General features: G+C 60.9%; 15 protein-coding genes and 1 pseudogene. 4 read left to right on the forward strand and 12 right to left on the reverse strand.

The window, feature by feature from the left end:
- Positions 1-430: pseudogene (locus EJA72_RS12395) on the reverse strand (electron transfer flavoprotein subunit beta/FixA family protein); the annotation flags it as partial.
- Between the two features lie 536 nt (positions 431-966).
- Between EJA72_RS12395 and EJA72_RS12400 the strand changes: the two are divergent.
- Positions 967-2631 (forward strand): electron transfer flavoprotein-ubiquinone oxidoreductase, encoded by a 1665-nt coding sequence (locus EJA72_RS12400; protein ID WP_178129331.1) that lies wholly within the window; start codon positions 967-969, stop codon positions 2629-2631.
- Positions 2632-2814: 183 nt separating this feature from the next.
- Here the strand turns inward: EJA72_RS12400 and EJA72_RS12405 are convergent, their stop codons facing one another.
- Entirely contained in the window at positions 2815-3705 is an 891-nt protein-coding gene (locus EJA72_RS12405) for an AraC family transcriptional regulator (RefSeq protein ID WP_157711736.1), read from the reverse strand.
- Positions 3706-3895: 190 nt separating this feature from the next.
- Between EJA72_RS12405 and EJA72_RS12410 the strand changes: the two genes are divergently transcribed.
- Positions 3896-4948 carry an NAD(P)-dependent alcohol dehydrogenase gene (locus tag EJA72_RS12410; RefSeq protein ID WP_157711737.1) on the forward strand — a complete coding sequence of 351 codons (1053 nt, stop codon included), beginning with the start codon at positions 3896-3898 and terminating at the stop codon, positions 4946-4948.
- A gap of 11 nt (positions 4949-4959) precedes the next feature.
- On the opposite strand, the gene EJA72_RS12415 is transcribed toward EJA72_RS12410, so the two are convergent.
- The 6 genes from EJA72_RS12415 to EJA72_RS12440 all read right to left on the reverse strand — a co-directional run bounded on the left by EJA72_RS12415 (position 4960) and on the right by EJA72_RS12440 (position 10792).
- Complete coding sequence (locus EJA72_RS12415; protein WP_157711738.1) at positions 4960-5763, reverse strand: IclR family transcriptional regulator; 804 nt, start codon at positions 5761-5763, stop codon at positions 4960-4962.
- A gap of 60 nt (positions 5764-5823) precedes the next feature.
- Positions 5824-7134, reverse strand: a complete 1311-nt coding sequence (locus EJA72_RS12420) for an MFS transporter (RefSeq protein ID WP_157711739.1) — start codon at positions 7132-7134, stop codon at positions 5824-5826.
- Between the two features lie 198 nt (positions 7135-7332).
- The gene (dgoD, locus tag EJA72_RS12425; protein WP_007903915.1) at positions 7333-8481 is read right to left on the reverse strand and encodes a galactonate dehydratase; all 1149 of its coding nucleotides are present in this window, start codon (positions 8479-8481) and stop codon (positions 7333-7335) included.
- Between the two features lie 46 nt (positions 8482-8527).
- Positions 8528-9148 carry a 2-dehydro-3-deoxy-6-phosphogalactonate aldolase gene (locus tag EJA72_RS12430; RefSeq protein WP_157711740.1) on the reverse strand — a complete coding sequence of 207 codons (621 nt, stop codon included), beginning with the start codon at positions 9146-9148 and terminating at the stop codon, positions 8528-8530.
- A 19-nt stretch (positions 9149-9167) separates the two neighbouring features.
- Entirely contained in the window at positions 9168-10160 is a 993-nt protein-coding gene (locus EJA72_RS12435; protein ID WP_157711741.1) for a 2-dehydro-3-deoxygalactonokinase, read from the reverse strand.
- Positions 10161-10309: 149 nt separating this feature from the next.
- Positions 10310-10792, reverse strand: coding sequence for a GNAT family N-acetyltransferase (locus tag EJA72_RS12440; RefSeq protein WP_157711742.1), 483 nt, complete (start codon positions 10790-10792; stop codon positions 10310-10312).
- A gap of 345 nt (positions 10793-11137) precedes the next feature.
- Between EJA72_RS12440 and EJA72_RS12445 the strand changes: the two genes are divergently transcribed.
- Positions 11138-12343: an MFS transporter gene (locus EJA72_RS12445; protein ID WP_157711743.1), complete on the forward strand. Its 1206-nt coding sequence runs from the start codon at positions 11138-11140 to the stop codon at positions 12341-12343.
- Positions 12344-12488: 145 nt separating this feature from the next.
- On the forward strand, positions 12489-12743 hold the full coding sequence (locus EJA72_RS12450) for a hypothetical protein (RefSeq protein ID WP_157711744.1): 255 nt from the start codon (positions 12489-12491) through the stop codon (positions 12741-12743).
- A 147-nt stretch (positions 12744-12890) separates the two neighbouring features.
- Here the strand turns inward: EJA72_RS12450 and EJA72_RS12455 are convergent, their stop codons facing one another.
- The 4 genes from EJA72_RS12455 to EJA72_RS12470 form a co-directional block, all read right to left on the reverse strand.
- Positions 12891-13820 carry a PfkB family carbohydrate kinase gene (locus EJA72_RS12455; RefSeq protein ID WP_157711745.1) on the reverse strand — a complete coding sequence of 310 codons (930 nt, stop codon included), beginning with the start codon at positions 13818-13820 and terminating at the stop codon, positions 12891-12893.
- Positions 13813-15279, reverse strand: a complete 1467-nt coding sequence (locus tag EJA72_RS12460; protein ID WP_157711746.1) for a cytosine permease — start codon at positions 15277-15279, stop codon at positions 13813-13815. The genes EJA72_RS12455 and EJA72_RS12460 overlap by 8 nt, the downstream gene beginning before the upstream one ends.
- A 209-nt stretch (positions 15280-15488) precedes the next feature.
- Positions 15489-16487 carry an ADP-ribosylglycohydrolase family protein gene (locus tag EJA72_RS12465; RefSeq protein WP_157711747.1) on the reverse strand — a complete coding sequence of 333 codons (999 nt, stop codon included), beginning with the start codon at positions 16485-16487 and terminating at the stop codon, positions 15489-15491.
- Positions 16484-17197 (reverse strand): GntR family transcriptional regulator, encoded by a 714-nt coding sequence (locus EJA72_RS12470; protein WP_157711748.1) that lies wholly within the window; start codon positions 17195-17197, stop codon positions 16484-16486. The genes EJA72_RS12465 and EJA72_RS12470 overlap by 4 nt, the downstream gene beginning before the upstream one ends.
- Positions 17198-17222: the final 25 nt, after the last annotated feature.

Here is a 17222-nt window from a genome sequence, read left to right on the forward strand (position 1 = left end):
ACGCGAAGGTGCCCTGACCGTAGCCGCTCAATGCAGCAAGCATCTGGCCGGTCTGGTTGTTGTCGCTGTCGATGGCTTGTTTGCCCAGGATCACCAGCTGAGGCTGTTCCTTGTCGACAACGGCTTTGAGCAGCTTGGCAACAGCCAGGGAAGTCAGGTCTTCGGCGGATTCGACGAGGATGGCGCGATCGGCACCCAGAGCCAGCGCGGTGCGCAGTTGCTCTTGAGCGGTGGACGGGCCCACGGAGACGACGACGATTTCAGTCGCAACGCCTTTCTCTTTCAGGCGTACGGCTTCTTCCACTGCGATTTCGCAGAACGGGTTCATCGACATCTTGACGTTGGCGAGGTCGACGCCGGAATTGTCCGCCTTGACGCGAACCTTGACGTTGTAATCCACAACGCGTTTGACAGCTACAAGAACCTTCATGGATTCCTCGTTACTCTCCGGTGAAAAGAAAGTCGCCTAGGCGAACCTGGCGGATGATGCTCATCGGCACAAGGGCACCTCTAAAAACGCTGGCTCAGGTCTCGAGTGGTCATCGCTCACAACAATAACGACCGTTCGTCAGTGATGACCGAGGAGTCATTCATTATCGCGACGTGTAAACTGCGCGCTCAAAGATCGCAACGCATCACCCGGTACCGCCATCGCCCTGTCTTTAGAGGTGCTCTTGAAACCTTTAGTCAGCCTACGGCGAGCGCAAAACCGACCGTATCTTGACCGGAACGCCTATTCCGGTCAATACGCCAAAATAGCCGTTCATAAGCCGCGTGACTTTGATTTATCTAGCCTGGAGCCGATTCAAACAAACGTTTGTATTGGACGCTGGGAGTGGTGTAGATATAATGCGCCACCCAGAGAGAAAGGTGGCTGCTCTCCCCGGCTTGCGCAGGGGTTCATGGATGCGACACCAAACCTCCAATTAGAAAAAAAACTGTTGAGCCTTGAGTAGGAGATAACCTGTGGAACGCGAATACATGGAATTCGACGTGGTCATCGTCGGTGCCGGCCCCGCTGGTCTTTCCGCTGCCTGCCGATTGAAGCAGAAGGCCGCCGAAGCCGGTAAGGAAATCAGCGTCTGCGTGGTTGAAAAAGGCTCCGAAGTCGGTGCTCACATCCTGTCTGGTGCCGTGTTCGAACCACGTGCCCTGAACGAATTGTTCCCGGACTGGAAAGAACTGGGCGCCCCGCTGAACACGCCGGTCACGCGCGATGACATTTTTGTCCTCAAGAACGCTGACAGCGCGCAAAAGGTTCCAGACTTCTTTGTGCCCAAGACCATGCACAACGAAGGTAACTACATCATCTCCCTGGGCAATCTGTGCCGCTGGCTGGCCCAGCAGGCCGAGAACCTGGGTGTGGAAATCTACCCGGGCTTCGCCGCTCAGGAAGCGCTGATCGACGAGAACGGCGTGGTTCGCGGGATCATCACCGGCGACCTGGGCGTTGACCGCGAAGGTCATCCGAAAGAAGGCCTGTACACCCCCGGCATGGAACTGCGCGGCAAGTACACGCTGTTCGCCGAAGGCTGCCGCGGCCACATCGGCAAGCAGCTGATCAAGCGCTTCAACCTCGACAGCGATGCCGATGCCCAGCACTACGGCATCGGCCTGAAAGAAATCTGGGAAATCGACCCGGCCAAGCATCAGCCGGGCCTGGTGGTTCACACCGCCGGTTGGCCGCTGGACGTCATGGGCACCGAGAACACCGGCGGCTCGTTCCTCTATCACCTGGAAAACAACCAGGTGTTTGTCGGCCTGATCGTCGATCTTTCCTACAGCAACACTTACCTGTCGCCGTTCGACGAGTTCCAGCGCCTCAAGCATCACCCGGTGCTCAAGCAGTACCTGGAAGGCGGCAAGCGCATCAGCTACGGCGCTCGCGCCATCTGCAAGGGCGGCCTGAACTCGCTGCCGAAAATGGTGTTCAAGGGCGGTGCGCTGATCGGCTGCGACCTCGGCACCCTGAACTTCGCCAAGATCAAAGGCAGCCACACCGCGATGAAGTCCGGCATGCTCGCCGCTGAATCCGTGGCCGAGGCGCTGTTCGCTGAAAAAGACGGCACCGAAGAGCTGACCACTTACGTCGACGCATTCAAGAAGAGCTGGCTCTACGACGAATTGTTCGCCAGTCGCAACTTCGGCCCGGCGATCCACAAGTTCGGCGCCATCGTCGGCGGTGGTTTCAACTGGCTCGACCAGAACATCTTCGGCGGCAAACTGCCGTTCACCTTGCACGACAACAAGCCGGACTACGCGTGCCTGAAGCTCGCGGCCGACTGCAAGAAAATCGACTACCCAAAACCGGACGGCAAACTCAGCTTCGACAAGCTGAGCTCGGTGTTCATCTCTGGTACCAACCACGAAGAAGAGCAACCGTGCCACCTGAAGCTGACCGATCCGAGCATCCCGATCAGCAAGAACCTGCCACTGTACGATGAACCGGCCCAGCGCTACTGCCCGGCCGGCGTGTACGAAGTGGTGACCAAGGAAGACGGCGAGAAGCGCTTCCAGATCAACGCCCAGAACTGCGTTCACTGCAAGACCTGCGACATCAAGGACCCTGCACAGAACATCACCTGGGTGACACCGGAAGGTGCTGGCGGCCCGACTTACCCGAACATGTAAGCCGAACGCTTGAACATCAAGGCTCCCGACCTGGGGGCCTTTTTGTTGCCCACTATTTATGCCGCACCACAAAACCCTGTGGGAGCGAGCCTGCTCGCGATGACGGATTACAATCCAGCATTAATGCCGACTGACACACCGCAATCGCGAGCAGGCTCGCTCCTACAAGGGATTGGTGGTGAATCAGGCAGCGCGTTCGTCGCCAGGATTACGCTCAAAGTAGCGCTTGTACTCCCGACTGAACTGCGACGTGCTCTGATACCCCACTCGATGCGCGACCTGCGCCACACCCAGCCCCTCCGACACCAGCAACGTCTGCGCTTTAAGCAGGCGCAATCGCTTCAGATACTGCACCGGCGACAACAACGTGCTGCGCTTGAAGTGCTCATGAAAGGTCGACGCGCTCATGTTCGCGCAACTGGCCAGCGTCTCGACGTTCAACGGCTCGGTGAAATGCCCGTGCAGATGGTTGAGCGACGCCGCGATCCGGGCGAACTGTCCCTGCTGCTCGACCAATGCCCGCAACACATCGGCCTGCGGTCCGCGCAATGCCACGAACAGCAATTCACGCAAACGCGCCGGCCCCATGATCTGGCACTCCAGCGGATCGTGCAGGCAGCGCAGCAACCGTTCCACGCAACCGCGCATGGCGTCGTCGAGCACTGCCGAGGTCATGGACTCCGGCGTCTGGGCAGCAATTGTGCGCCCCGGCACCAGCCCCATCGCCAACACCAACTCACCGAGCAGCGCCCGATCGATCGCGATGGACACCCCAAGCATCGGCCCATCTGGCGCCGAAAAGGTTTCGCACTCGAAAGGCACCGGCAATGCCTGAATCAGATAATGCCCGGCGCCATACTCCAGCGTTCGCGGCCCCAGGTACGCCAGTTTGCTGCCCTGGGCGATGATCACCAGGCTCGGCTCGTAGATCTGCGGGCCACGGGCCACATCACAACTGGCGCGTAAAACCTGCACGCCTGGCAACGCGGTGGGAGCGAAACCATCGCGGGTGGTCAGAGGCTGAATCAGCGAAACCAGCGTGGCATTGGCGTCGAGATGACGGGTCAACAACATGAGCGTTCTTCACCAAAAAAGTCGCGGAAAATCGGATGAAAGCATCATCGCAGGTCTGATCGCCCATTTGATCAAACGAAAGCGGATGCCGGAGGAATAGGCATGACACCCGGAGGAATCGCCATGGCCGGTGCGAGGAGCGACGCCCAAAATGCGCCGCCTCACTTGTCACAGCTTTGCGAGGTTCACCATGTACACCGCCATCGGATACGCCACCCAGTCGGCCACCACTCCCCTCGCCCCCGTGAAATTCGAACGCCGCAGCCCGCGGCCCGACGACGTTGCGATCGACATCCTGTACTGCGGCGTCTGCCATTCCGACATCCATCAGGCACGCAACGAATGGGGCATTGCCGTTTACCCGCTGATGCCCGGCCACGAGATCGTAGGCAAAGTGACCGCCATCGGTGCGAACGTCACCCAACACAAAGTCGGCGATCTGGTCGGCGTCGGCTGCATGGTCGATTCGTGCCGCAGCTGCGAAGCGTGCCAGGCCAACCTCGAGCAATATTGCCTCGAAGGTCCGACCATGACCTACGCCACACCGGACCGGGTCGATGGCAGCAACACCATGGGCGGCTACTCCGACAGCATTGTGGTCAGCGAGCACTTCGTGGTGCGCATTCCGGAAAAACTCGACCCGGCCAGCGCCGCGCCGATCCTTTGCGCCGGCATCACCACCTACTCGCCGCTCAAGCACTACGGCGTCAAGGCCGGCGACAAGGTCGGGATTCTCGGCATGGGCGGCCTCGGCCACATGGGCATCAAGTTCGCCAAGGCGATGGGTGCCGAAGTGACGCTGTTCACCCGCTCGGCGAGCAAAGCCGAGGAAGGTCGCCGCCAAGGCGCGGACCACGTGATTGTGTCCACGGATGCCGAGCAGATGAAGGCAGCGGCAGGCCAGTTCGACTTCCTGCTGGACACCATTCCAGTGCAGCACGACCTCAACCCCTACCTCGATACGCTGCGTTTCGACGGTGTGCACATTCTGGTGGGCCTGATTGAACCGGTCGATCCGCCGATCCACGCGGCCAAATTGGTACTGGGCCGTCGCGTGCTGGCCGGCTCGCTGATCGGCGGCATCGCAGAAACCCAGGAAGTGCTGGATTTCTGCGCCGAACACGGCATCACCTGCGACATCGAAATGCTCGACATCCATCAGATCAACGAGGCTTTTGCCCGCATGATTGCCGGTGACGTGAAGTACCGCTTCGTGATCGACATGGCGACGCTGAAGGTCTGAACCCTGGCGGTTTAAACCTTCAAGCCGAGTTCCGCGGAGAGCCGGGCCGTGACCCCTTTGATCAGGGGAATCAGCTCGGCCATTTTTTCCAGTGGCATGTACGGCACGGTACTGGCGATGCTGATACCGGCGACGATGCGCTTGCTGGCATCACGGATCGGCGCTGCCACGCAGCGGATCGACGGTTCGTTGTCTTCCAGATCAAAGGCGTAACCGCCCGCGACATACTCGACCATGCGCTGACGGAACTGCTCCCAGGATTGTTCCGGGTGCTGCGGCCAAAACTGATTTTTCCCACCTACGGGCAGGCTGACTTCGTACAGCCGCTGCCAGTCTTCCGGCGTGTCATCCAGCATCAGTGCCTTGCCGATCCCGGTGCGCGCCAACGGCATGCGATGACCGACCCGCGAACGCATTTCCGGACCATTGCGCCCCGGATTCTTGTGCAGGTAAAGCACCTCGTCGCCTTCACGAATGGCCAGGTGAATGGTGTCGCCGGTCAACGCCGACAGCTCATCAAGATACGGTCCGGCCAGGGTCACCAACGGCAGTTCTTCCCGCGCCTGGAAACCCAGTTCGATCAACTTGGGCCCTAACAGATAACCGACCTGTGGCACCACCCGCAGGTAACGCTCGTCCACCAGGCAACTGGCCAGGCGATGGGTGGTGCTGCGCGTGGTGCCGATCAGCCGGGCAATTTCCTTGAGATCGCGGGCGCCACTGGCCACGGCCTGAACCACACCCAAACCGCGAAGCAGTGTCTGGGTGCCGGTCGGCGCGGCGTCCTTGGCGATTTTTGGGGCGTCTTCCTGCATATCCAGCCTTTACCGTTGAGCGAGTGAACGGGCGGCATTATGGTCGCCCGACGGCTGCCACTACAACTTGATACGTTCGACTTTGCCGACCAGCAAGATGTAGGAAAGCGCCCCCATCAACGCCAGAACCGAGATGTAGGTAATCGCCGGGGCGAACGAATCACCGGTCGCCAGGAAACCGATGACAATGGGCGTGGCAATGGCGGACAAGTTACCGATGAAGTTGAACACCCCGCCGGTCAGCCCGAGCAACCGTGCCGGCGCCAGCGTTGAAACCAGTGACCAGGTGATCGACGCCAGCCCGTTGCCGAAGAACGCCAGGGCGAGGAAGGCAATGACCAGCGGTGTCGACTCAACGAAGTTGGCGCCGATGATCGAGGTGGAAATCAGCAGGCCACTGATGATCGGCAACTTGCGGGCAAAACCCACCGTGTAACCACGACGAATCAGGAAGTCGGAAAAGAACCCCGAGCACAACACGCCAATGAACGCAGCGAGAAACGGCAGCGACGCCAACAGGCCGGACTTGATGAAGTCCATGCCGCGATATTTCACCAGGTAGGTCGGGAACCACGTCAGAAAAAACCACAGCGTCGAGTTGAGGCAGAACTGACCGAGATAGATGCCCCACAACTTGCGTTTGGTCAGCACGATGCCGAGGTCGGTCCAGCTGAATTTCGCCTTGACCTTGGCTTGCTCGGCCTGAATATCCACCAGCCCGCCGCCTTCACGAATCAGGTTGATTTCCTCGTCGTTGGCGCCTTTGAAATCCCGTGGTTCGCGATACACCGCGTACCAGATCACGGCCCAGAGAATGCCCACTGCGCCGGTAGTGACGAACACCATGTGCCAGCCAAATTCATGCTGCAACCAGGCCAGTACCGGCGTCAGGAACGCCAACCCGACAAACTGCCCGGAGGTGTAGAAACCAATGGCCGTGGCGCGCTCGCGCTCGGGAAACCAGGTCGTCACCACGCGGCTATTGATCGGATAGGCCGGCGCTTCCAGTGCGCCCACGGCCATGCGCAATACAAACAGCGCGATGAAACTGCCCGCGAAGCCGAGCATCACCGTGGCCAGTGACCACAACAGCAACGCGACGCTGTAGAGGATGCGCGGCGGCACCCGATCCACCAGCCAACCGCCGGGGATCTGCATGGCGGCGTAGGTCCAGCCAAACGCGGAGAAGATCAGCCCGACATGAATGGGGTCGATGCCCAGTTCGCTGGTCAGCGCCGGGGCGGCGATGGAGAGGTTGCTGCGGTCCAGGTAATTGATCACCACGGTGATGAACAGCAGGACCATGATGAAAAAACGCTTGCGACTCGGCGTCACCAACGACGCCTGCCCTGCGAGGGTTTGCGGTTGCATGAGGAGTGCCTCTTTTTATGTTTATTGAGGTCGATGTGAAACTGGAATGATGCAGACCTCCCTGTCCATGGAGATCAAAAACTGTGGGAGCCAGCCTGCTGGCGATAGTGATGTGTCAGTCACCATTAATGCTGGATGTGCTGACCCAATCGCCAGCAGGCTGGCTCCCACAGGGGTTAAGGGGGAGTTAGGGAACACTCACCACTCGGCGAAACTGCCGTCGGCATGGCGCCAGATCGGGTTGCGCCAGCGATGGCCGACGGCCGCCCGTTCGATCACGTATTCCTCGTTGATTTCGATGCCCAGGCCCGGACCGTTCGGGATTTTCACGAAGCCTTTGTCGTAGTCGAATACCCGCGGATCCTTCACGTAATCCAGCAGGTCGTTGCTCTCGTTGTAGTGAATGCCCAGGCTCTGCTCCTGGATGAACGCGTTGTAGCAGACCGCGTCCAGTTGCAGGCACGCCGCCAGTGCAATTGGCCCGAGCGGGCAATGCAGGGCCAACGCCACGTCGTAGGCTTCGGCCATGTTGGCGATCTTGCGGGTCTCGGTGATGCCGCCGGCGTGGGACGCATCGGGCTGGATGATGTCGACGTAACCTTCGCTGAGCACACGCTTGAAATCCCAGCGGGAGAACAGCCGCTCGCCGAGGGCAATCGGCGTGCTGGTCAGCGGCGCCAGTTCCTTCAGCGCTTCGTAGTTTTCGCTGAGGACCGGCTCTTCGATGAACATCAGTTTGTACGGATCCAGTTCCTTCATCAGCACCTTGGCCATGGGCTTGTGCACCCGACCATGGAAGTCGACGCCGATGCCGACGTTCGGGCCGACCGCGTCACGCACGGCGGCGACGTTGGCCAGGGCCAGGTCGACTTTCTCGAAGGAGTCGAGGAATTGCAGCTCTTCGGTGCCGTTCATTTTCACCGCAGTGAAACCCCGCGATACCGCTTCTTTGGCTGCACGCGCAGTGTCCGCCGGCCGGTCGCCGCCGATCCACGAGTACACACGAATCTTGTCGCGCACTTGGCCACCGAGCAAATCGCTGACTGACACCCCCAAGGCCTTGCCCTTGATGTCCCACAACGCCTGATCGATACCGGCCAGCGCGCTCATGTGTATCGCGCCGCCACGGTAGAAGCCGCCGCGATACAGCACGGTCCAGATGTCTTCGATGTTGCGTGGGTCTTTGCCAATCAGGTAGTCGGACAATTCCTCGACGGCCGCCGCGACGGTATGCGCCCGGCCTTCGACCACGGGCTCGCCCCAACCGGTGACGCCTTCATCGGTTTCGACCTTGAGGAAACACCAGCGCGGCGGAACGATGAAGGTGGTCAGTTTGGTGATTTTCATCTCTTCTCTCTCTTATTCGATTCAGCGCGCTCGGCGCCAGAAAGTCTTAACGCAGAGCGTTCCATGCCGCGACATACGCCTTGGCGTTGAGGGCCACGTCTTGCGCGGTCATGCCCGGCTTGAAAAGCCCGGAACCCAAGCCGAAACCCTTGACGCCGGCGTCGATGAACACCTGCATGTTGTCCGGTGTGATCCCGCCCACCGGCACCAGCAGGGTTCCGGCCGGCAACACGGCGAGCCATGCCTTCACGACAGCTGGCCCCATTTGCTCGGCCGGGAACATCTTCAGCACGTCCGCGCCTTCGGCCAGTGCAGCGAACGCTTCAGTCGGCGTCGCAACGCCCGGCGACAGGAACAACCCTGCCGCTTTCGCTGCGCGCAGTACCTTGGGATCGCTGTGAGGCATGACGATCACCTGGCCGCCTGCCGCTTTCACCTGTTCGACCTGCTCCGGCGTCAACACCGTGCCCGCGCCGATCAGGCAATCGGCGGGCAACGTACTGCGCAGGATGCGGATACTGTCGTAAGGCTCAGGGGAATTGAGCGGCACTTCGATGACGCGGAATCCGGCGGCATACAGTACTTCGCCGATGGCCGCCGCTTCTTGCGGGCGCAGGCCGCGCAGGATCGCGATCAGACCGTTTTGCGCCAAGGCTTGCTTGAGCATGTCAGACCTCCAGTCAGGTTTAACGGGATGGGTGTGCGGGGATCAGTTCGGCGGCGACCGCCAACTGCCATAACCCGCGTTCGGTGGCTTGTTCGGCCAGTGTCACGCGCGTGAAACCGCAGGCATCGAGGGCTCGCTGATAACGGGCACAGAGTTGGGCATTACCGATGAGGATGATCGAAGGCAGGTGAACGTTGTTGCGACGACGCCGCAGAACATCGGCCAGCGCCGACAGTTCATGGCCGATCAGCAGACCGGAGAGGTAATCCGGTTGAGCGGTGGCGCTCAGTTCGCCGGTCAGCCCCAGGCTGCGGGCACTGAACAGGGTCGACAGCGGCCCGATTTCGCCGTCCACCGACAGAGCGACGTGCACACCACGATCGAACGCCTCGCCGTCAAACGACGCACCACGTTGCTGGGTGCGCCCAAGGATGCTGTGTTCACTGAGCACGGCGAAGACTTCGCCGGTCATGAACGTATCGAAATGCATGATGCAGCCATCGGCCACTTCCACCCATTTCGAATGACTGCCCGGCAGGCCGATCAACAGATCGTTACCCGCTTCACCCGGCAGGTTTTGCAGCACGCCCAGCACCTGGGTTTCTTCGCCACGCATCACGTTTGGCAGGCGCGAACGCTGAATCACGCCCGGGACAATGTGCACATCAACACCGCGAAGGCTGCGAACGGTTTGCAGGGATGTGCCGAGGTTGGCGACGTTCGCAGGTGTATCGCGGTAGACCGCTTCGCGCCAGCCCTGAGCGCTGCCGACCATGCCACAGGCAATCACCGGCAAATCGGGTTGCGCGTCGAGCCAGTCACCGCAGGCCTCATCAAACGCCAGTTCAAAACCGTTGGTGCATGCCTGGCCGGCGATGACTCGCGGCGTTGTCGGCAGCTGCATGATGCCGCACGACAGCGAACGCTGTTCGAGCACCTGGCCACCGGCGGCCAGTTTATAAGCACGTAATGAGGTTGTCCCCCAATCGAGCGCGATCAATTGCGCCAGCATCGCTTCACCTGTTTTGTTTATTGGCAGTGAGTGAGCTGGACTATAAACCCGGACGACGATAAATCTCAATATATAAATACAACTCCCATATATTGGGATGCGACCAAAAAAATCGCAGCGATTGGCTGCGATCTTTTTTAATGAAGCAATCAGTTGCCGGCAGCGAAATCCCGCAACACCGCACCATCCATCCGATACCGCACCCACTCTTCCTGTGGCTGGGCGCCCAACGATTTATAGAAGTCGATCGCCGGCTTGTTCCAGTCCAGCACGCTCCATTCGAACCGTCCGCAGTCATTGGCGCAGGCGATCTTGGCGAGGTGACGCAACAGGGTTTTGCCTGCGCCGCCGCCGCGTTGTTCGGGGGTGATGTAGAGGTCTTCGAGGTACAGGCAGTTGCTGCCGAGCCAGGTGGAATAGCTGAAGAAAAACACTGCGAAGCCGATGGGCAATCCGTCGCGCAAGCAGATCAGGCCGTGGGCGGTGGCGCCTTCGCTGAACAGGCTGCGTTCGATGTCGGCTACGCTGGCGATGACTTCGTGGCGGGCACGTTCGTAGTCGGCCAGTTCAGTGATGAACCCGAGGATTTGCGGTGCATCGCTGGGGGTCGCCGGGCGGATCTCGATCGTCATGGACGTGCCTTCGTCAAAAAGTGGAAAACGCCATACTAAGTCGGCTCCGGTTACATGGGAAATCCCGTCGCTGAGCTTTTTGTGGTGAGGGGATTCATCCCCGCTGGGCTGCGTAGCAGCCCCAATTAAGCGCCACGATCTTTCAGGTCAAACCGAGGCGCTGAAATAGGGGCTGCTGCGCAGCCCAACGGGGATAAATCCCCTCACCACATTGGTCGGTTTTCATCTTGAGAGGGCATTACTCCGGCCATCACTAACCCTGGCATCGGCAACCTCGGACCTAACATTGGCGCCGGCCATGGTAGATAGGTGGTGCTCACTTCCATCGGGTCAAGGAACCGCGTCATGTCTACTGCAACACCTCAGGTCTCAGGCAAGCTGTTCGGCCTGTTTTGCCTCGCCAGTTATTTGCTGTCGCTGTCCTACGGCTCGACGTTTTTGTTGTCGCTCTTGATCGGCTCGCGCGGTGGTAATGAACACGACGCCGGCAGCGTAATTTCGGCGGCGATGCTCAGTACGTTTGCGGCGGTGATAGCGTCCGGGCACTTGTCCGATTGGCTGGGCGCGGCGCGCTCGATTGCGCTGTTTGGCGTGTTGCTGGTGGTCGCCAGCCTGGGCTTTGCGCTGACGCCGGGCTTCGGCCATTTGCTGCTGTTTTTCGGGCTGCTGCTGGGGCTGGGTTGGGGTGTGTTTTATACCTTGGGGCCGATCATCGTCGCGAACCTGGTGACGCCCGCCCAACGCGCAAAATACTTTGCGTTGCTGTCGGGCAGCATGATGACCGGGATCGGCAGCGGACCGTTGCTGGGACGCGCGGCCAGCGCCCTCGGCTTTCCCGTTACCGCAGCGTTCTATCTGGCCGCACTGGCCAGCCTGATTGGCGTGTTGCTGTTCTGGCGCCTGGGTTCGCAGCTGAGCAAGGCGCCCTCTTCCACCGCCGTGGCTGCTCGCATTTCCTGGCGCTCGACCGCTCGCGTGCTGTCGTCGCGGGCGGTGTTTCCCATCATCATGGTCGGCCTTGGCGGTTGCGTCTTTGGTGGCCTGTCGAGTTTTCAAACCAGCTACGCATCCTCTCGCTCGCTGGATTACTCGCTATTCTTTTTCGGCTTCATGGGCGCGGCGATCAGCAGCCGCCTGCTGATCGCCGGGTTTGTGGTTAAACGCGATCCGTTCCGGGCGTCCTGCTTGCTGTCCGCGCTGATGATGGGGTCGATCGCGATGTTCGCTTTCGTGGTCGACAGCGGGCTGAGCTACGTGCTGGCGGCGATGATGCTCGGGGTCGGCTACGGCCTGACGTACTCGGTGATCAACGGCCTGGCGGCGAATGAAGCACCGAACGGCACCACCTCGCAAGCGCTGCTGCTGTTCAGTCTGTCGTACTTCATTGGCGTGTTCGGCTTCCCGTTGCTGGCCGGGAAGATCATCGTCGAACAGGGGATGACGACACTTCTTCTAACAGTTCTCGCCGTTGCGCTGCTGAACTGGCTGATCACGCTGGGCCGACTGGTCTGGCGCCGGGTTGTGAACGTGGAAACCTTGCAACAAGCCTGAACCGTTCGTCGTTCATCAGGCACAAATCAAATCGGGGGCGGACCAACATCGGTAAGGGCTTTTTAAAACCCGAAAGCGGTGCCCGCCGATTATTCGCCGACGCGAGTTGCAAGCAAGACCTTTCCACATCCATGAAGAGGTAACCATGAACGCCGATAAAAACCTTGAGCAAGAAGTCCTGACCCGTCTGCTGCACGCCCATCCAAGCGGGCTGGGCAAGGAGGTCCTGGACAATTACCGGGGGGAGAAAGTCGTGGCCAGCACCCTCGCCACGCTGCAGGATCGCGGGCTGATTCAGCATGGTCATGTGATCTGTAACGAGGCAGGCGAGCACTCGTTGAATTTGCCGATCAAACTGAGCGCGGCGGGGGTTGAGGCGGCGCGCAAGCTGGATGTTTGAGCAGGGCGCGGTAGGGGTCAGTTTTCTGTATTGAATTGAAGGGCCCCATCGCGAGCAGGCTCACTCCCACAGTGGACGGTGGGTGACACAAAACCTGTGTTCGCACCGATCAAATGTGGGAGCGAGCCTGCTCGCGATTGCGGTAGATCAGGCGCCGAAGGTCTTGCGGATCAACGCATCCACTTCAGCAGTCCCGGGCGCCGTCGCCGGCCCCCACCGCGTCACCGCCAAGGCTGCGGCCGCATTCGCCCGTCGCGCCGCATCAACCGCCGACAACCCTTGCGCCAATCCAGCCACAAACACCCCAGCATGCGCATCACCCGCGCCATTACTGTCCACGGCCTCGACCTTGAACCCCGGCACATGCTGACGGTCGCCTCGCTGGCTGACCCAGCACCCTTGTGGCCCATCGCGAACGATCATCAACACATCGGCCGGCAGATGATCAGCCAAGCGGTCCAGTGCGTGGGCAATGTCCGACGCCCCGGTAAACCGCAACGCCTCGACGCTGTTGCTGGTCCACAGATCAATGCGCGGCAACAACGCCTGCATCAACGGCGCGTCCGGTGAATCCACCAGCGGTCCCGGGTCGAACACCACGCTGATGGCGGTCGGCAACCCCAACACCCAGTCCACCAGCGCCTGGGCCTTACCGGCCTGCAACAGGCTATAGCCACTGACGTAGACATAATCGCCCGCCTCGACCGGCACGCTGGCCAACTCCTCGGCGCCCACCTCGCCTTCGGCGCCGATGTAGGAAATGAAACTGCGCTCGGCCGACGCATCCGTCACTGCGACGCACAACCCGGTATCCCGTTCAGCACGATGGGCAATACCGAGGCGAATGCCTTCAACCTTCATCGCCTCTCGCGCCAGGTCGCCAAAACGCCCGGAGCCATGGCGACCGAGGTAAACCACCGGCAAGCCATTGCGCTGTGCGGCGGCCATCACGTTGAAGCCGCCGCCGGCTTCGAAACTGGCGGATTGCGCCAGCACGTCGCCGCCGGGTTGAGGCAGTTTATCCACGGCCATGACCAGGTCGATGATGACCTGGCCGGTGTGCAACAAATTAGGCATGAGCATTCTCGAGCGACGCAGCGCGACGGTCCTTCGCCCCACCCAGCACACAATAAATTCCGCCGGCGACCAGGAACGTCACGATCCAGCCCAGGCCGTTATGCCCCAGCCACGAATCGGAGAGGAAGCCGCGGAACCAGACAGTTTGTTCGGTGGTGCCGATGGTGGTGAAGCTGAAGCCCAGCACGATCGCCACGGCCCAGGCGCCAAAGGCACGCCATTCGATACCGCCGCGATACCAGTAGGCGCTGCTCGGGCTGACGTCCAGCAGGTCTTTGGGGCTGTAGTAATGACGGTGAATCAGGTCGACCACGAAGATCCCGACCCATGCCGTGATCGGCACCGCCAGTAACGAAATGAAGGTAATGAACGGGCCGTAGAAACTGTCGGCGATCAGCATGAAATAGATCGAACCCGCGAAGATCGCAACGATATCAACCACCACCGCGTAGACGCGTTTGACCTTCAGGCCGAGGGTGAGCGTGGTCAGGCCGGCGGAGTACACCGACAGGTTGTTCGACAGCAGCAACCCGCCGAACGCAGTGATCAGGTACGGCACGGCCATCCAGGTCGGCAGCATGTCGCGAATCGCAATGATCGGGTCAGTGGCCGACGCCAGGTCGTTGTTGCCCACCGACAGCAGGCCGCCGAGGGTGATCAGCAGCACCAGCGGAATCCCCGCACCGAACGCCGCCGACGCCACCAGGCGCACCGCCTTGACGCTTCGATGCTGATAGCGCGACATGTCGGCACCGGCGTTGGCCCAGCCGATCCCGGTGCCGGCGGCCATGGTGCCGACGCCGATGATCATGGCGCTCAGCGGTGCAGGCGTGGCGTTGAACACGGCACTCCAGTCGATGGTGGCGCAGAGGAAACCACCGACCACAATGTTCAGCGCGCCGAATACGTAAGTCGCCCACTTCTGGATCACCAGCAACGTCGCATGGCCCAGGCCGGAGACGGACAAGGTCAGCAACACGAAAATCGCGATGAATATCAGGGTCAGTACCGGCGCGCTTTTGGCTTCCACCGGCGAACCGAACAGGATCGAGCACAGCGACAGCAACACGAACGCGGCGGTGGTGGTGTTGACGGTTTCCCAGCCCAGGCGCGACATCAGCGAGACCAGCGTCGGGCCGATATTGCCGCGTACGCCGAAGATCGCTCGCGACAGGGTCAGGCTCGGTGCGCGGCCACGACGACCGGCGATGGAGATAATGCCGACCACGGCAAACGAACCGGCGGCGCCGAGGATGGCGACGATGATCGCTTGCCAGATGGCCAGCCCGCGAAAGGCTACAAGTGTCGCCCCCAGCGGCAGGCCGAGAATGGAGATGTTGGCGGCGAACCAGACCCAGAACAGTTGCAGCGGATGCCCGTTGCACTCGCCTTCCGGCACCGGTTCGATGCCCCGGGTTTCCAGTTGCCCGGCGCTTGGCCCGGCGTTCGATGAACTCATGAAAAACTACTCCTGTTGCCTTTGTTGTGGTTGTGGGCAAATGTGGAAGACGACACAACATCCCGGCGGTCCTGGCCGTGTTTGTGCTTTCCGTTGCGGGTGAATGATTCAAATAGGCGGCGCGGCCATCGCGAGCCAGCACGCTCCTACAGGGAGAGTGCAAACCCGATCCTGTAGGAGCGAGCTTGCTCGCGATGAGGCCAGTCCGATTAACGCAAAGCCAAAAGCCCTGCCACCAACGGCTCCAGCTCCAACGCATTGACAGCTTTGACCTCATCGATCATCGCCACCGGCCAACTCTCCAGCCCCAGGCAGGCACCCAGCATGGCACCGAGAATCGCCGCGATGGTGTCGGTGTCACCGCCCAGGCTTGCAGCCATGCACACCGCATCAAAGGCGTTCATTTCACCGATGGCCACTTGTTGCGCCAGGGCAAACGCGACCACCACCGATTCCTGTGAAGCCACCGACGTGCCGATCACGTCGTACAGCAGGTCCGCCAGCAACGCATTGTCGCTGTCGACGCTGATACTCCGCGCCCAACTGATGCGCGAAGCGATGCGTCCGCCCGCGACCCAGTGACCACGGCTTTCAGCCTGCAGTGCGAATTGCTGGCCGAGGTTCAAGGCCTCGCCCAGGTCCATGCCGTTGATCCCGGCAGAGATGACCGCCGCCACCGCCGCCGCGCTGGAAATGCCCAGCGTGGTGTTGTGGGTGACCTGGCACGCTTGCACCACGGCATTGATGAAACGCTCCGGATCGCTGACGTCCGCCGAAATACCGACCGGCGTGATGCGCATCGCGGCGCCATTGGTGGTGCCGTACCGACCCGCGTCTTCGGCCGAGTGGCCGGCGAGGATCATCTCGATGGCGCGCTTGGTCGACGGCCCGAGCAAATCCTGCGAGCCCTTGGCGCGCATGGCGGCTTCCCATTCGATCAGCCGCTGCGCGAGCACCGTCGGTTCGATATTGCCCTCGCCCTCGATCAGCAACTGACCGACCAGGATTGCCTGTTCGGTGTCGTCGGTGATCGAACCCTTGGGCATGTTGGCGGCGATGGGCTGATCCGGACCGGCGTCTTGCAGGTCAGTGATCTCGCCGAAGCGCGCCTTGATTTCTGCGCGACTCAGGGACTGGGTCGGCATGCCCAGCGCATCACCCAGCGCCAGGCCGTAGAACGCGCCCAAGGCACGATTGAGCGCGGTCATTGTGGGTTTCCGAATTGCAGGTGCAGGCGAAAATGCACCGGATCGAGCAGGCTTTCGACTTGCTCCATGAACCGGTTTTGCCGGTCGTACGTGGTGCGCAAGGCCTTGAGAAAGACCGTGCCGACCGGCCGCCCAAGCAGCTCGGCATCTTCGGCGCCCAAGGGTTCGGCGCCAATCCATTGATCGCCGCGCTCGCCGATGTAGCCGTAAGCGGCCAGTGTGATGGTCAGGGAGTTGTCGATCAGTCCCACACGCGGCAGGCTTTCCAGGCCTCCGGTGGCGGGCATCAATGAGCGCTCGAGGGAGACCAGCGTGCCGTCGTTGGAACGGCGGCGACGGTCGAGGGTGATGAACTGGTCGGTGCCGAAGCGTGACAGCAGGTCGGGACGTGTCACCGCTTCAAACCGTAGCACTTCGGTGTTGACCAGCGCCCCGCTGTCGGCCAGCGCCTGCGCCCAGCCACTGCGCTGATCGAGCGCCACGCCGTCGAACGTGACGATGGAACCGACACCGCTTTGCGTCGCGATGTAGTTACGCCGTTTCAGTTCTGCCAACGCTTCACGCAGCGTACCGCGGCTGACTTTGAATTCTTGAGCCAACTGATGCTCGCCCGGCAACAGAAAACCGTCCTCCATGAGACCGCTTTCGATGCGCCGGATGAGTTCGTCAACCACCCGTTGTTTCTTGTCGAATCGTACCTGTCTAATCATGTACAAATTGAAACCGAAACAGGTT

It is taken from the genome of Pseudomonas sp. PB120 (assembly GCF_009761815.1).
In the GTDB taxonomy this organism is placed as follows: domain Bacteria; phylum Pseudomonadota; class Gammaproteobacteria; order Pseudomonadales; family Pseudomonadaceae; genus Aquipseudomonas.

Excerpts from the sequence above, each read along its gene's own strand:
- dgoD (WP_007903915.1), bottom strand. The coding sequence starts at position 8,481 with ATGAAAATCACCAAACTGACCACCTTCATCGTTCCGCCGCGCTGGTGT.
- EJA72_RS12410 (WP_157711737.1), top strand. The coding sequence starts at position 3,896 with ATGTACACCGCCATCGGATACGCCACCCAGTCGGCCACCACTCCCCTC.
- EJA72_RS12460 (WP_157711746.1), bottom strand. The coding sequence starts at position 15,279 with ATGAGTTCATCGAACGCCGGGCCAAGCGCCGGGCAACTGGAAACCCGG.
- EJA72_RS12470 (WP_157711748.1), bottom strand. The coding sequence starts at position 17,197 with ATGATTAGACAGGTACGATTCGACAAGAAACAACGGGTGGTTGACGAA.
- EJA72_RS12465 (WP_157711747.1), bottom strand. The coding sequence starts at position 16,487 with ATGACCGCGCTCAATCGTGCCTTGGGCGCGTTCTACGGCCTGGCGCTG.
- EJA72_RS12415 (WP_157711738.1), bottom strand. The coding sequence starts at position 5,763 with ATGCAGGAAGACGCCCCAAAAATCGCCAAGGACGCCGCGCCGACCGGC.
- EJA72_RS12450 (WP_157711744.1), top strand. The coding sequence starts at position 12,489 with ATGAACGCCGATAAAAACCTTGAGCAAGAAGTCCTGACCCGTCTGCTG.
- EJA72_RS12455 (WP_157711745.1), bottom strand. The coding sequence starts at position 13,820 with ATGCCTAATTTGTTGCACACCGGCCAGGTCATCATCGACCTGGTCATG.
- EJA72_RS12405 (WP_157711736.1), bottom strand. The coding sequence starts at position 3,705 with ATGTTGTTGACCCGTCATCTCGACGCCAATGCCACGCTGGTTTCGCTG.
- EJA72_RS12445 (WP_157711743.1), top strand. The coding sequence starts at position 11,138 with ATGTCTACTGCAACACCTCAGGTCTCAGGCAAGCTGTTCGGCCTGTTT.
- EJA72_RS12430 (WP_157711740.1), bottom strand. The coding sequence starts at position 9,148 with ATGCTCAAGCAAGCCTTGGCGCAAAACGGTCTGATCGCGATCCTGCGC.
- EJA72_RS12420 (WP_157711739.1), bottom strand. The coding sequence starts at position 7,134 with ATGCAACCGCAAACCCTCGCAGGGCAGGCGTCGTTGGTGACGCCGAGT.
- EJA72_RS12440 (WP_157711742.1), bottom strand. The coding sequence starts at position 10,792 with ATGACGATCGAGATCCGCCCGGCGACCCCCAGCGATGCACCGCAAATC.
- EJA72_RS12435 (WP_157711741.1), bottom strand. The coding sequence starts at position 10,160 with ATGCTGGCGCAATTGATCGCGCTCGATTGGGGGACAACCTCATTACGT.